This window comes from Halomonas sp. McD50-4, assembly GCF_022348135.1.
Taxonomy (GTDB): Bacteria; Pseudomonadota; Gammaproteobacteria; order Pseudomonadales; family Halomonadaceae; genus Vreelandella; species Vreelandella piezotolerans.
Window position 1 is genome coordinate 36,577 of sequence record NZ_JAKRFG010000013.1, and the last position, 14,516, is coordinate 51,092.

The window sequence follows — 14,516 nt, forward strand, 5'->3', positions numbered from 1 at the left end:
TTACAGTTCAGCAGCAAGCTCATCAAGTAACTTGCGATGTGCTTTCTCGTCGACCGAAGCTTCAAGGACACGCTCGGCACCTAGGATGGCGAGGTGAGAAACCTGGGCACGAAGCTCGTCTTTTGCACGATTCACTTCTTGCTCGATTTCGGAACGAGCGCTTGCCATCAGGCGTTCGCCTTCAGCGCGAGCCTGTTCGCGTGCTTCTTCGATCATTTGAGCAGAGCGCTTGTTGGCTTGCTCGAGAATTTGAGAAGCCTGCTCCTTGCTTTCACGCAGCGTTTGCTCAGCACGCTCTTGAGCAAGCTCAAGGTCGCGCGTCGCACGGCTGGCTGCGTCCAAGCCATCAGCAATTTTCTTCTGACGCTCGTGAAGCGCGTTGCTGATCGGAGGCCACACATACTTTATGCAAAACCAGACAAAGATCGCGAAGGCGATCGTCTGCCCGATAAGCGTCATGTTGATATTCACAGGGATGTACCTCTGACAAGTTCGTGGCGACCGGAGTGAAACAAAACCGAGCGGATGACCGCTCGGTCAAGCTGCATTAACCGGCGACTACGAAGATCAGGTACATCGCGATACCAACACCGATCATCGGAACGGCGTCCAGCAGACCAGCCATGATGAAGGTTTTGGTTTGCAGCTGGTCACCGAGTTCCGGCTGACGCGCAGTCGACTCGAGCAGTTTGCCGCCCAGAAGAGCGAAGCCAATGCCGGTAGCCAGTGCGCCCAGACCGATGATGATAGCAGCTGAGAGATAAACCATTTCCATGATGTTGCTCCTGAGTTTAAGTTTTGGTTAAGGGTTGAGGGTTAATGAAAACGTCGTTGCTTGGTTTAGTGGTGTTCGTGCGCCGCGCTGAGGTAAACCACCGACAGCGTGGTGAAAATAAAGGCCTGCAGCGTTACCACGAGGATGTGGAAGATGGCCCATGGCACGTCCAACAGCCAGATTGCCCAGAACGGTAGTAGCGCAATCAGGATAAAGATAACTTCACCGGCGAACATGTTACCGAACAGACGCAGGCCGAGACCCAGCGGCTTCACCAGCAGGCCGATCACTTCAAGTACCAGGTTGAAGGGGATTAGCGCCCAGTGATTGAACGGCGTTAGTGACAATTCTTTGGCGAAACCACCGGCACCTTTGACTTTGATGCTGTAGTAGATGATCAAACAGAACACGCCTAGCGCCATACCCAGCGTGGCATTGGGGTCCGTGGTCGGTACGATTTTCATGTACTCGACGCCCAGTCGCTTGAAGAGCTCGGGGCCATAGTCGACCGGGATGATCTTCAGCGTGTTCATGAGCAGAATCCACACGAACAGCGTGAGCGCTAGAGGCGCAATGATGGGGTTGCGGCCATGGAACGTGGCCCGCGTGAGGTTTTCGATGAACTCGACAACCATCTCAACGGCATTTTGCAGGCCGCTGGGAACGCCGGTGGTCGCCGCTTTACCGGCTTTACGGAAAATCCAGATGAACAGAAGGCCCATGGCGATGGACCAGCCCATGGTGTCCAAGTGAATGGCCCAAAAGCCCATTTCACGGGCTTCTTCGGCGGAGTGCGCCAGCGACCAGCCATTTTCTGGGTGTTTACCAAAGGTCAGGTTCTGCAAGTGGTGCTGGATATAGTAAGTCGATGAGACTTCGTTTCCTGCGGCCATAGACATGTCACCTCAATCAGTTGTGCGATTTCCCAGGCATTAGCCAAGGCGCAAGCCAATGCGTCAGAACAACCGCAACATAAGCACTAAAAAAGAAAGCGGGGTTTGAGGGGGGCACTACCACGAACACCAGCGCAAACAGCGCCACCGTCAAACCAAACTTGCCTGCCTCGGCACGAAACAGGTCCATTGCGCCCGATATTCGGCGCGTATTGCGAAAAATTCCTAACCGCTGTATGAAGAAAGCATGCGGTAGCAGTGCTACCAACGCTCCCGTTATGACCGACACGACCCCTGGCATCTGAGCAAAGGGGTAAACAAGCATTGCGCCGACTAGCATGACAACGAGCTGGGCGCAGATAAGTCGGACTACATAGGCTCGCCTGCGCTGGGTTTCAATTCGCTGCATATGCGTTCAACATCGTGCCTGTTAGCCAACGATTCCCCAGCGCGTTAAGCGGGTTGCTCACAGTGTCTTCTGGCATACCTATAAGCAACCTGCACAAATCTTGCGCGATTATAGGGAAGCGCTATCACACCTTCAACCGAAGTTGCACGGATTTCGCGCGTTTCAGCGCCGACTTGCGACCAAAGGGTGAAAAACTGGCCGCATCTTCCATTAGCCTGCTATTTAATATGCGACAGGATTCCGTCCAACTCTTCGAGGCTAGTGTAGCGAATGGTGACCTTCCCCTTGCCCTGTTGGCCATGGTCGATCGACACCGGGGCACCCAGCAGTTCGCCTAAATGCGTCTCGAGCCGAGCAACGTCCGGTGTTTTAGAGACCTGCTTGGGAGATGAGGTAGACGCCTGTTGAGTCTGAACTTTTTTTACCAATGCCTCGGTGTCGCGCACCGTAAGATCTTTATTGACCACTTCGTGGGCCACCTGACGCTGCTGGGCACTGGACAGCGATAGCAGCGCTCGGGCGTGGCCCATATCGAGATCTCCCCGCTCCAGCAGTGTCTGCACTTCCGGGTCGAGGGCGAGCAGGCGCAGAAGATTGGCCACTTGGGTCCGGGATTTTCCTACTGCATCGGCGATCTGCTGCTGCGTTAGCTCGAATTCGTCGCCCAGGCGCTTCAAGGCCAATGACTCTTCGATCGCGTTGAGATTTTCCCGCTGAATGTTTTCGATCAGCGCCAGCGCCAGCGCTACCTCATCGCTAACGTGGCGAATGACGGCGGGAATGACGTCTAGCTCGGCCAACTGCGCCGCTCGCCAGCGCCGCTCACCGGCAATGATTTCGTAACGCTCTTGGCCAATGGGACGAACGACAATGGGTTGCATGACCCCTTGGGCGCGAATGGAGTCGGCAAGCTCTTCCAGCGCTTCGGGCTGAATGTCGCGGCGAGGTTGATACTTGCCACGTGTCAATTGACCCAGCGGCAGGCGCTCCAAACGTTCGGGGGCGTCATCCGACATGCCCTCGGGTAGGGACGCCTCAGCGTTGTCCAGCGTTGTCTCGCCGGTGAGATCCAAACTGTCACGACGACGGGCGCCCGCACCAATCAGGGCATCCAGGCCACGTCCTAGCGCGCGTTTACGCGTCATTCGCTTTCCCTCGTACTTTTTATGTTACGTACTGTTAACGCTACGGTAGCCACCGTTACAACGATAGGCGCCGAATCATCTCTTTGGCCAGCACGCGATAGGCTTGGCTACCCCGCGAGAAACGCGCATATTGGGTCACAGGAACACCATGGCTCGGCGCTTCAGCGACTTTGACGTTGCGCGGAATGGTCGTTTTGAGCAGCGCATCACCGAAAAAGTCGCGCAGTTGCTTATCCACTTCCCGAGTGAGGCTGGTGCGCTTGTCGTACATGGTGCGCAAAATGCCCGACACGGCAAGCTCGGGGTTCACACTTTGCTTGATCTGCTCCACGGTATCCAGCAATGCCGAGAGGCCTTCCAGCGCATAAAACTCGCACTGCAGCGGGATCAGCACGCCGTGGGCTGCCGTCAGAGCATTCACGGTCAGCATGTTCAGCGACGGGGGGCAGTCGATCAGCACCACGTCATAGTCGTTTGCAACGCTGGCGAGCGCTAGTGACAAGCGACTTTGGCGTTGGTCGCTATCCAGTAGTTCCACTTCTGCTGCGGTCAGGTCGCCGTTACCAGGGAGCACATCGTAGCGCACCGTCTGCCCGCGCACGATGACGTCACCGGCGGAGGCCTCGCCAAGCAGCACGTCGAGCACGCTTTTTTCAAGATCGTATTTATCGATCCCGCTGCCCATGCTGGCGTGTCCCTGGGGATCGAGATCCACCAACAGTACGCGGCGATCCAGAGCCGCCAGGCTCGCGGCCAGGTTAACGGCTGAAGTGGTCTTGCCCACGCCGCCTTTTTGGTTGGTCAGGGCAATGATCTGGCTCACTACGCAACTCCTTTTGGGGTCAGGATCAACAGCTGCCGCTCGGCGGTTTCGAAGGGTACATTCAACAAGTGGCGTTCACTCAGTGCAATGCCGTCGGGCAATTCACGCAGCTCATCATCGGCACCGGGACCTTTCATCGCTAGCCACTGACCGTCGGCGGCAGGCAGTGAATGGGTCAACGTCACGAAGTCGACCAGACTGGCAAACGCCCGCGAAATCACTTGATCGAACGATTGCCCGGTAAACTGCTCGACGCGGGCTTGGGTCGGGGTCACGTTCGTCAGTGACAGCTCCATCACTGCTTGACGCTGGAAACGTACTTTTTTGCCATTGCTATCCAACAGCGTTACCCGAAGCTCCGGGTTCATGATGGCCAGTACCAAGCCCGGCAGGCCTGGCCCCGCCCCTACGTCGAGAAGCTCAGGACCATGAACGTAGGGCGCCACGGCGGCGCTATCCAGCACATGACGGGAGACCATCTCCTCGACATCGCGCACTGCAGTGAGGTTATAAGCCCGATTCCACTTGTGCAACAGCGCTAGTAATCCGAGCAGTTGCTCTCGTTGCGTCGTCGTCACGGATACGCCCAGGTCGGCCAGCCCCTGGTCCAACTTAGGCGCAACGCCGCTGGGCAGCAGATCGATCAATGGCTGCAGTGCGCTCATCCGTTGGCGACCTCGGTATGACTGACCAAACGGCGCTTTTTCAGGTGAATCAACAGAATCGATACCGCCGCTGGCGTCACACCGGAAATACGTGCGGCTTGCGCGAGGGTTTCCGGGCGCGCAGCGCTGAGCTTTTGGCGGATCTCATGGGAGAGCCCTTCCACCGTCTGATAATCCAGTTCGGCGGGTAACGGGGTCGCTTCGTGGCGCTTCAGCTTATCGATTTCATCCTGCTGACGGTCGATATAGCCCTGATACTTGGCCTGAATCTGCACCTGCTCGGCGACCGCGTCGTCGTCGATATCGCCGCTCTCCATGCCAGGTAGCTCGGCGATATCGGCATAGGTTAGCTCGGGCCGCTTCAGTAGATCACTCAGATTGTACTCACGCGGCAGCGGTTTACCGGTCTTTTCGGCAATTTTCGCAGCGGCCGGGCTGTTGGGCTGTACCCAAGCAGTGGCCAGACGCGCCGTTTCACGCTCGATGGCGTCACGCTTTTGACTAAAGGCTGCCCAACGAGCATCGTCGACCAAACCCAAACTGCGGCCTTTCTCGGTCAAGCGCAGATCGGCATTGTCTTCACGCAGCAGCAAACGGTACTCCGCACGGGACGTGAACATACGGTAGGGCTCTTTGGTGCCTATGGTGATCAAGTCGTCTACCAGTACGCCCAAGTAAGCTTCATCACGGCGCGGGTACCACGCCTCGAGCTGTTTGGCGCGGCGAGCGGCGTTCAAGCCCGCCAAAAGACCTTGCGCACCGGCTTCTTCGTAACCGGTGGTGCCGTTGATCTGTCCGGCAAAAAACAGGTTGTTGATAAATTTCGTTTCCAGAGAGTGTTTCAAATCCCGTGGATCGAAGAAATCGTACTCGATGGCGTAACCAGGACGCGTGATGTGCGCGTTTTCGAGCCCTTTGATCGAGCGCACCACCTGCAACTGCACGTCGAAAGGCAGCGAGGTCGAGATGCCGTTGGGATAGAGCTCGTGGGTATCCAGACCTTCCGGTTCGATGAACACCTGATGGCTCGATTTGTCGGCAAAGCGGTGCACTTTGTCTTCGATCGACGGACAGTAGCGAGGCCCGATGCCCTCGATCACGCCGGAGTACATCGGCGAGCGATCCAGGTTACCCAAGATGATCTCGTGGGTGCGCTCGTTGGTGTGTGCGATATGGCAGCTCATCTGCCGGGGATGCATGTCGCGGGAGCCAAGGTAGGACATCACCGGCGTTGGCGTATCGCCTGGCTGCTCTTCCAATTGGGAAAAATCGACGGTCTTGGCGTCGATACGCGGCGGCGTACCGGTTTTGAGCCGGTCAACGTGAAATGGCAGTGCCCGCAGTCGTTCAGCCAGTGCGTTGGAAGGCGGATCACCGGCGCGGCCGCCGCGGCTTTGATCGAGTCCAATGTGAATAACCCCACCCAGGAAGGTACCGGTCGAGAGCACGACGGATTCCGCGTGGAAGCGAATGCCCGTCTCGGTCACGACGCCACGCACGGTGTCGTTATCCACAATGAGATCGCCAGCCGCCTGCTGAAAAATCGTCAGGTTGGGTTGGTTTTCCAACATGCCGCGAATGGCGGCTTTGTAGCGGACGCGATCAGCCTGGGCACGAGTTGCGCGTACCGCGGGCCCTTTACGTGCATTGAGCACGCGAAACTGGATGCCGCCTAAATCCGTGGCTAGCCCCATTGCACCGCCGAGCGCATCAATTTCTTTGACCAAATGACTTTTGCCAATGCCACCGATGGCCGGGTTGCACGACATTTGGCCGAGCGTCTCGATGTTGTGGGTCAGCAATAGGGTTTGACAGCCCATACGAGCAGAGGCCAGTGCGGCTTCGGTTCCCGCATGGCCACCGCCGATGACAATCACGTCAAAGCGGTCGGGGTAATTCAAGAGACACCTCGTCTTGCGCCTATTGGCACGATGATGTGGTCAGCGATTCGCCGCTGATGAAATTAGCCCGCCAGTATAAACCTCCTGTGGGTAACCGTCAGGTTTTTCCACACCCCGTATGCAACGCAGTGTCTTTATTAATAACAAAATAAAAATATATAAGAGAAGTTCTGTTGATGTTGTAACTACTGGTGTGGACAAAATCTGTTGATAAGTCAATATTCTCTATATTTTTTATAATCTTATATTGTTGACCTTTACGTGATTAAAGGGCGGAGTGCCTGCGTAGAAGCGGTGGTGGAGCTGTGGATGAAACATCGACTTACCCACAGCGCTGCTTGACAACGGGTTATCCACCTATGGATACCGTGCTTGTTACCGTACCTGTGAACAAGCCGGTCGATACGGACGTATCGCTTGGAGAGCTGCTCATGCTGGGGGCCGTAGCGCTACGGCGGGACGCGTGTAAAAAATAGTATCCACAGGCAAAAAAATGGCCTGTCAGGAAGACAGGCCATCGGGTGAGTCGCTTTTTGTGCTTTGGTCGCCCTTAACAGAGCGGAGATCAAGTGCGTATCAATGCTTGAGTACGCGCGCCAAAAACGATTGGGTGCGCTCGTGTTGAGGCGCATCAAAGAGTTGCTCGGGTGGGCCTTGTTCGGCAATTTCGCCCTTATGGATAAAGATGATACGGTCGGCTACCTCACGGGCAAAGCCCATTTCGTGGGTCACGATCACCATGGTCATGCCCTCTTTGGCGAGCTCCCGCATGGCATCCAGCACTTCACCAATCATCTCGGGATCGAGCGCCGACGTTGGCTCGTCGAACAGCATGAGACGCGGCTCCATCGCCAACGCACGCGCCAGCGCCACACGCTGCTGCTGGCCGCCAGAGAGCTGGCTGGGATACTTGTTGGCCTGATCGGCAATGCCGACGCGCTCCAGCAGCCGCTTGGCGGTCTCTTCGGCGTCTTGGCGGCTCCAGCCGCGCACCTTCATCGGCGCCAGCGTGATGTTGTCGAGCACGCTCAGATGGGGAAAGAGGTTGAACTGTTGGAACACCATGCCCACTTCGGTACGGATGGTTTGCAGCGCCTGGCTGCTTTTACCGTTGGGCAACAGCGTGTTGCCGTCGACCTCTAAACTACCTGACTGAAACTCTTCCAAACCGTTGATACAGCGGATCAACGTGGACTTGCCGGAACCACTGGCTCCGATGACCACGACGACCTCACCCGGGACGATGTCCAGGTCGATCTCCTTGAGAACGTGCAGACTGCCAAAGTGCTTGTGGAGCTTTTGCATACGCACAATGGGCGTTTGAGTTGAAGTCATCGTGCGCTCCTTATTGTCCGGCGAGGCCACGGCGCTCTAGTTGACGCAGCACCAGGGAAAGGGTCCAGGTAATGGCGAGATACATCAGCGCCACCATGAAGTAGACCTCCAACGCGGTGAAGGTGGTCGCGATATAGATTTGCCCTTGGCGTACTAGCTCACTCACCCCGATGACGGAGAAGAGCGAGGTGTCTTTGATACTGATGATGCCCTGATTGCCGAGCGGCGGAATCATGCGGCGCAGTGCCTGAGGCCAGATGACATAGCGGAAGGCTTGTACCCTAGAGAGGCCAAGTGAAAGCGATGCTTCGCGCTGGCCGCGTTCGATGGATTGCACGCCGCCGCGAACGATCTCGGAGATATAAGCCCCAGAGTTGACGGCAATGGCGGCAATACCCGCGACCAGGGCATTGATGGGCCCACCCAGCAGTTGCGGCAAGCCGTAAAAGATGAAAAGCACCTGGACCAAGATGGGGGTGCCGCGGAATACCTCGACGTATACGATGGCAGGCCAGCGTAACCAGCGCACGGGACTAATGCGCAGCAGGCCGAAGAAAATACCGATGAAAAAGCCAATCGCTAGACCGCCAAAGGAGATCAGTAGCGTCCAGGGAATACCGGGTAATAAATAGGGGATCGAGCTAAACGCAGCCGACCAGTCGAACTGAAAGTTAACGTCCACGCGTTATCTCCAGGTAAAGAAAACAACGACACAGGGCCGGGGGAAATGGCCGCCCGGCCCTGTGGTGAGAATCGCTTCAAGCGTTGGCGATGAGCTATTGCGCGATTTAGTCAGCGCTAGGGGCTTCACCGAACCATTTGGTGTAGATCTCGTCGTAGGTGCCATCTTCACGCATAGCGGCTAGTGCCTCATTGGTCGGCTCTACCCACTCGCTGCCTTTGTGGAAGACGATGCCGTACTGCTGGCCTTCGTATAGCGGGCCGACGACCTTAGTACGTCCCTCACCACGGGTTTGTGAGAAGTAAGCTACGTTGGGCGCATCGTAAAGTACGGCATCGACGTTACGGCCCAGCAGTGCCATGTACATATCGGCGGTGCCGGGATAGGGCGTGATGTCGGCGTTCTCGCCTAACTCTTGTTGTAGGAAGTCGTAGCTGGTAGAGCCGATTTTGGTGGCCACTGACAGCCCTTCGAGGTCCTCGGTGGAGGAGACCTCTTCGTTGTCGGCGCGTACGATGATTTGCAGACCGGAGTCGTAGTAGGGATCGGAGAAGTCGACGACTTGAGCGCGCTCTTCAGTGATAGTGGTGCCCGCAATGGCGATTTCTTGACTGCCGGTTTGCACCGCAGGAATGATGCCCGAGAACTCCATGGTGGTGAGATTGACTTCGAAGCCAGCGCGCTCGGCCACTTCGTTGATGATGTCCATGTCGAAGCCGATCATTTCACCGGTATCGGGGTCGAGCATTTCGAAAGGCACAAAGCTTGGGTCAGTGGCCACGTTGACGGTAGGCGTTTGCGCAAACGCAGTGGTACTGCCCAAGCCCAGTGTAATGGCCGTGGCGATCGCAGAGGTAGTGAATAGGTGTTTCATTAGTTTCCCCATGTTTTATGTGGTTAGCCACGCAATTTATAGAATTTTTTTTCTTATAAATCGGCTAGGCAACCGTTATTGACCTTTCAACCTTGGCGAGAAACCGCCAAGGCGTCAAGTCATGGGGAGCGGTTGTCACCAACGCTGGTCACACCATAAACGAGGCGCCACACCCGCAAGTGGTGGTGGCATTGGGGTTTTGGACACGAAAACGCGCACCCGCCAGGCCCTCTTCATAATCGACCGTGGAGCCGACCAAGTACTGGTAGGAGAGCGGGTCGACCACCAGCGTGGCGTCGCCAAACTCGATCAGCGTGTCGTCGTCGGCAACGCTATCCGCGAAGTCGAAACCGTACTGAAAACCCGAGCAGCCGCCACCGGTGACGTAGACGCGCAGTTTCAGTGCCGGGTTACTCTCTTCGGCCATCAACGCTTTGATACGTTTGCGTGCGCTGTCCGACAGTAACAGGGGGGTTGGAACAAAAGCTTCTGCACCGCTCATGGGTACCTCCCGCGAGCTTTAAAAACGAATAATCCACAATGAGGGACGATTATGGGTAATTCCCAGCAAATTGGTCAACTATTGCATCGGCATATCAAGCAGAGGGCAGCTCGCCGAGGAGGCGCTGTGAATCCTTCCATGGAAGCTACATTTGCCCTCCTTGGCAAATGACCTCCTCTCTGAGCTGCCCTCTGCATGCTGGTTTTGCGAGTTGTTTAAGGCATCAGCGCAGGAGCGTTCAGGCCCATGTGTTCGTCGAAGCCAAACATCAGGTTGAGGTTTTGGATGGCTTGACCCGAGGCACCCTTCACGAGGTTATCGATGACCGACAGGACCACGACCGTATTGCCGTCATTCGGGCGGTGGATGGCGATCCGGCAGGTATTGTTGCCTTTGACACTGCGGGTTTCCGGATGGCTACCGGCAGGCATCACGTCGACGAACGGCTCATTGGCGTAGCGTTGCTCGAACAGTGCCTGTAGATCCTCTGGCTCGGCGGTGAGCGTGCCATAGAGCGTGGCGTGAATGCCGCGGATCATGGGCGTTAGATGAGGAACGAAGGTCAATCCCACCGGGTGGGACTGCATGTCGCTCAAGCCTTGACGGATTTCCGGCAGGTGCCGGTGGCCGCTCGCGCCGTAGGCTTTCATGGACTCACTGGCCTCGGCCAGTAGCGAGCCGACCTTGGCACCGCGACCAGCGCCGGTTACGCCGGATTTACAGTCGGCAATCAGCTGGCTCGGATCGATCAAGCCAGCCTCCAATAGCGGTAAGTAACCAAGCTGAACCGCCGTGGGATAGCAGCCGGGCACCGCGATCAGGCGCGCTGTCTTGATCTTTTCGCGATGCATTTCAGGGAGGCCGTAGACGGCTTCTTCGAGCAGTTCGGGCGCGCCGTGGGGTTGGTCGTACCAGCGGCTCCACTCGTCGGCATCGCGCAGCCGGAAGTCGGCGGAGAGATCGATCACTCGAGTGCCGTTGGCCAGCAGCTCGCCGGCAAGCGCGTGAGCAACGCCATGGGGCGTGGCGAAAAAGACCGCATCCATCGCGCCCAGCGCCTGAGCGTCGGGTTCGCTAAACGCCAAGGTGTCATAGTAGCCGCGCAAATTAGGGTACATGTCGCACACTTTTACGCCCGTCTCCGAGCGCGAGGTAATGGCCTTGACGTTTACCTGAGGGTGCTGAGCCAGCAGTCTGAGAAGTTCGACGCCGGTATAACCGGTGCCGCCCACGATGCCAACGTTTATCACAAACCACTCCTTGTGCGCTTCGCGCAATCGACGCTTGAATAATTAACAGCCTAATGAGTGTGACCAGGCTGTCGAAGTGTATCCAGCTATGATACACAAGAGAGGCAGCGCTTGAGAGCGCTGCACAGCACGAGACAGTGAAACGAACAACAAACGCAAGGACGGACGTTGTGGCACGTTTTTCTCGGTCAGACTTCACCCTAGAGAGCTTTCGCCGCCAATTGGCGAACGTGGATGCGTTGCCGCAGCTATGTGTGCTGGGGCTGGTGTCCGGGGTGATTACCGGGGCGGTGATGGTGGCGTTTCGCCTGCTGCTGGAAGCGGGGGCGGCGCTCTACATGCCGGACGGTGATCCGGAAGCCTTCGAAGGGTTGACGCCTTGGCTAAGAGCACTTCTGCCGATCATGGCCGTCACGTTGATTGGTCTGTTGCTCTATCGGCAGCGGTCTACCGCACGCAAACTCGGCGTCAGCCATGTGATCGAGCGACTGACCTATCATCAGGGTCGCTTCCCGCTGCGCAACTGGCTGAATCAATGGTGGGTGGGTGTGGTTTCGGTGCTTGGTGGTTTGTCCGCCGGGCGCGAAGGCCCGGCGATCCATTTGGGCGCGGCGGCGTCCAGCGGGTTAGGGCTTAAGCTGCGGCTGCCCAATAATAGCTTGCGGGTGTTGGTGGCTTGCGGCACGGCGGCGGGTATTTCCGCCTCGTTCAATACGCCCATTGCGGGGGTCATCTTTGCCATGGAAGTGGTGATGATGGAGTACACCCTGATGAGCTTCATGCCGGTGATTTTGGCCTCCACCATGGGCGCGCTGGTGGCGCAGGTGATGTATGGCAACGAGCCTGCGTTTCGTATTCCCGAGGTGGCGTTAGGCTCGCTGATGAATCTGCCCTGGATCGTGGTGATTGGCTTGGTCATAGGTTTGATGGCAGGGCTCTTCATCCATATTTCACGAAGTCAGCGCCTACAAACCCTGCCGCTGTGGTTGAGATTGGGCGTCGTGGGTGTCGGCACCGGGGTATTGGCGTGGTGGTTTCCGGAGATTCAAGGAATTGGCTATGACAGTGTCGCCGCGGCACTGAATAATCAGTTGGCTATCAACGTTCTGCTGGCGCTGATGGTGGCCAAACTGTTGATCACGGCGATAACCGTCGCAGGCGGTGTGCCGATTGGTATTATTGGCCCGGTACTGGTGGCGGGGGCAGCCACTGGGGCGCTCGGTGGCATGCTCGGCGGCTGGCTATGGCCCGAGAAAGCCGCTGACCCGGGCATTTACGCCATGCTCGGCATGGCAGCGATGATGGGGGCTGTTCTACAGGCGCCTCTCGCGGCGCTGATGGCGCTACTGGAGCTGACGCATACCCCCAATATCATGTTGCCGGGAATGCTGGTCGTGGTGGTGGCCTGCTTGACGTCGCGCCAGCTGACGGGCTGTGAAGGTTTCTTCATTAGCTCGGTACGCTACGGGTTACACCCCCTACAGCAGCCGCTGATGCAGGCGCTTTCCCGGGTCTCGGTCCCAGCGGTCATGGAGCGTCGCTTAGTGCGCACTGAACGAATGATCACACCTGACCAAGCCCGCCGCTTGCTGGAAACCAACCCCATGTGGCTGGTGATCGAGCGCTCCAGTGATGACAAGCCCGTGCTGGCGCTGAAGGCGGCAGAGCTTGCTCGCTGGCTCTTGGAGCATGACGAAGCGCTCAATGGCGAAGCACCGCCGGAAGATGAGTTGGTGGATCTCTTGGAGATTCCCGGCCAACGGTTGGAAATGGCCCCGATTGGGCTACAGGCCACACTATCCGAGGCGTTTTTGAAGCTTCAAGACAGCGCGCTTGGGGCACTGTACGTCGTACATGGCTATCGACCAAAGCAGCAGCGAATTTCAGGTATCATTACTCGTGGCGCGATCGAGCGTTATTACCACTACACTGACGCTCGACAGCCGGATGTCCGTGATACTGATCCCTAATAAAGAGCCCACCGCCTAAGGAGAGACCATGTACGAATGGGTAAAGGCCATTCATTTGATGGCCGTTGTGACCTGGTTTGCCGCACTGTTCTATTTGCCAAGACTGTACGTGTACCACGCCATGGCACGCGACAAAGGCGATGAGCAAGCGATCACTTACTTCAAGACCATGGAGCGCAAACTCTATCGTGGCATCATGACGCCATCGATGATCCTGGTGCTGATTTTTGGGGGCTGGATGCTCTATTTGGTGCCCGCATGGTTTAGCCAAGGCTGGATGCATGCCAAGCTCACGCTCGTGGCGCTGCTGATTGCCTATCACCACGTTTGCTTGATTTATTTAAAACAGTTCGATCAGTCGCGCTGCACCAAGAGCCATGTCTTCTTTCGCTGGTTCAATGAAGCCCCGGTGATTGCACTGGTCGCGATTATTTTACTGGCGGTAGTGAAGCCCTTTTGATGCGTCGTCCCCTTCCCCCTGTCGTCTTAGTGTTAGCAGGCCATGATCCAACGGGCGGTGCCGGGCTGATGGCCGATAGCGAAGCCGTCGCCGCCTGTGGCGGGTGGGCCGTCACCATCCCCACGGCGCTGACTGTACAAAATTGTCATAACGTGTCCCGCGTGATGCCCGCTGACCCTGGGTCCATGCGGCAAATGGCCGAAGCCGTCAGTGACATGCAGATTGCGGCGATCAAGCTGGGGCTGCTGGCAGACGAGGCCACGCTGCGCGCTGCCGAGCAGATCATTCGCCGTTTTCCTGGCGTGCCGGTGGTGGCCGATCCGGTGCTGAAAGCAGGAGGGGGCGCTGTGTTATCCACAGCCGCTTTACAGACGCTTTACCGAGACCGGCTGTTGCCGCTTGTGGATATCTTGACGCCGAACCGCTTTGAGTTGGCGGCGCTGACACCGGAAATTCTAGAGTCCCATGACGACACTGCCCGGGCGGTGTCACTGCTGTCACAAGGTTGCCAAGCGGTGCTGGTGACGGCAACGGATGACCCCTTACCCGGTTCAGCCGAGCAGGTGGTGCATACGCTGCACTCGCCCGATACCACTCGCCAGTGGCAATGGCCGCGCTTACCTGACGTCTTTCATGGTTCTGGCTGTACGCTCGCGTCTGCCCTAGCAGCCCGATTAGCGGTTGGTGAGCGCTTACCAACTGCCTGTGAACAGGCCCAGCACTTTACCTGGGAGAGCTTGTCTCACGGCTACCAGCCCCCGAGTGGCCAATGCTTGCCGAATCGCTTGCCACGTCCCGTGCGCTTTTGATCTCATTGGTAGTAAGTCATTTA

The 14,516-nt window shown here is 57.2% G+C and carries 16 protein-coding genes; 3 read left to right on the top strand and 13 right to left on the bottom strand.

Translation table 11 applies throughout. The annotated features are described in order from the left end of the window. The 13 genes from MHM85_RS14840 to argC all read right to left on the bottom strand — a co-directional run bounded on the left by MHM85_RS14840 (nt 1) and on the right by argC (nt 11,254). Nucleotides 1-471 carry a F0F1 ATP synthase subunit B gene (locus MHM85_RS14840; protein ID WP_044628601.1) on the bottom strand — a complete coding sequence of 157 codons (471 nt, stop codon included), beginning with the start codon at nt 469-471 and terminating at the stop codon, nt 1-3. Between the two features lie 76 nt (nt 472-547). Continuing rightward, on the bottom strand, nt 548-775 hold the full coding sequence (gene atpE / locus MHM85_RS14845; RefSeq protein ID WP_007112217.1) for a F0F1 ATP synthase subunit C: 228 nt from the start codon (nt 773-775) through the stop codon (nt 548-550). Nucleotides 776-840: 65 nt separating this feature from the next. Then, nucleotides 841-1,668 carry a F0F1 ATP synthase subunit A gene (atpB, locus tag MHM85_RS14850; RefSeq protein ID WP_058577370.1) on the bottom strand — a complete coding sequence of 276 codons (828 nt, stop codon included), beginning with the start codon at nt 1,666-1,668 and terminating at the stop codon, nt 841-843. Nucleotides 1,669-1,684: 16 nt separating this feature from the next. After that, nucleotides 1,685-2,077, bottom strand: coding sequence for an ATP synthase subunit I (locus MHM85_RS14855; RefSeq protein WP_153843635.1), 393 nt, complete (start codon nt 2,075-2,077; stop codon nt 1,685-1,687). A 218-nt stretch (nt 2,078-2,295) separates the two neighbouring features. Then, a complete protein-coding gene (locus tag MHM85_RS14860) occupies nt 2,296-3,222 on the bottom strand; it encodes a ParB/RepB/Spo0J family partition protein (protein ID WP_153843634.1) in 927 nt (308 codons plus the stop codon). 55 nt (nt 3,223-3,277) lie between these two features. Then, nucleotides 3,278-4,045 (bottom strand): ParA family protein, encoded by a 768-nt coding sequence (locus MHM85_RS14865; RefSeq protein WP_058577330.1) that lies wholly within the window; start codon nt 4,043-4,045, stop codon nt 3,278-3,280. Further along, the gene (rsmG, locus tag MHM85_RS14870; protein ID WP_058577329.1) at nt 4,045-4,710 is read right to left on the bottom strand and encodes a 16S rRNA (guanine(527)-N(7))-methyltransferase RsmG; all 666 of its coding nucleotides are present in this window, start codon (nt 4,708-4,710) and stop codon (nt 4,045-4,047) included. The genes MHM85_RS14865 and rsmG overlap by 1 nt, the downstream gene beginning before the upstream one ends. Continuing rightward, entirely contained in the window at nt 4,707-6,611 is a 1,905-nt protein-coding gene (gene mnmG, locus MHM85_RS14875; RefSeq protein ID WP_219862314.1) for a tRNA uridine-5-carboxymethylaminomethyl(34) synthesis enzyme MnmG, read from the bottom strand. Before mnmG ends, rsmG begins: the two co-directional genes overlap by 4 nt. A 576-nt stretch (nt 6,612-7,187) precedes the next feature. Then, nucleotides 7,188-7,946, bottom strand: coding sequence for an amino acid ABC transporter ATP-binding protein (locus tag MHM85_RS14880; protein ID WP_058577327.1), 759 nt, complete (start codon nt 7,944-7,946; stop codon nt 7,188-7,190). A 10-nt stretch (nt 7,947-7,956) separates the two neighbouring features. Next, entirely contained in the window at nt 7,957-8,628 is a 672-nt protein-coding gene (locus tag MHM85_RS14885; RefSeq protein ID WP_058577326.1) for an amino acid ABC transporter permease, read from the bottom strand. A 106-nt stretch (nt 8,629-8,734) separates the two neighbouring features. Next, nucleotides 8,735-9,502: a transporter substrate-binding domain-containing protein gene (locus MHM85_RS14890; RefSeq protein WP_239286357.1), complete on the bottom strand. Its 768-nt coding sequence runs from the start codon at nt 9,500-9,502 to the stop codon at nt 8,735-8,737. A 148-nt stretch (nt 9,503-9,650) separates the two neighbouring features. Further along, nucleotides 9,651-10,004 carry an iron-sulfur cluster insertion protein ErpA gene (erpA, locus tag MHM85_RS14895; RefSeq protein WP_058577324.1) on the bottom strand — a complete coding sequence of 118 codons (354 nt, stop codon included), beginning with the start codon at nt 10,002-10,004 and terminating at the stop codon, nt 9,651-9,653. Between the two features lie 215 nt (nt 10,005-10,219). Then, a complete protein-coding gene (gene argC, locus MHM85_RS14900; RefSeq protein ID WP_219862316.1) occupies nt 10,220-11,254 on the bottom strand; it encodes an N-acetyl-gamma-glutamyl-phosphate reductase in 1,035 nt (344 codons plus the stop codon). Nucleotides 11,255-11,424: 170 nt separating this feature from the next. On the opposite strand from argC, the gene MHM85_RS14905 reads away from it, so the two are divergent. From MHM85_RS14905 to MHM85_RS14915, 3 genes are read left to right on the top strand one after another with little or no spacing between them, the layout of a single operon-like run. Next, nucleotides 11,425-13,224: a chloride channel protein gene (locus MHM85_RS14905; RefSeq protein WP_139526156.1), complete on the top strand. Its 1,800-nt coding sequence runs from the start codon at nt 11,425-11,427 to the stop codon at nt 13,222-13,224. Nucleotides 13,225-13,252: 28 nt separating this feature from the next. Next, nucleotides 13,253-13,684 (top strand): protoporphyrinogen oxidase HemJ, encoded by a 432-nt coding sequence (gene hemJ / locus MHM85_RS14910; protein ID WP_058577321.1) that lies wholly within the window; start codon nt 13,253-13,255, stop codon nt 13,682-13,684. Continuing rightward, the gene (locus MHM85_RS14915) at nt 13,684-14,493 is read left to right on the top strand and encodes a hydroxymethylpyrimidine/phosphomethylpyrimidine kinase (protein WP_139526157.1); all 810 of its coding nucleotides are present in this window, start codon (nt 13,684-13,686) and stop codon (nt 14,491-14,493) included. The genes hemJ and MHM85_RS14915 overlap by 1 nt, the downstream gene beginning before the upstream one ends. Nucleotides 14,494-14,516 lie beyond the last annotated feature (23 nt).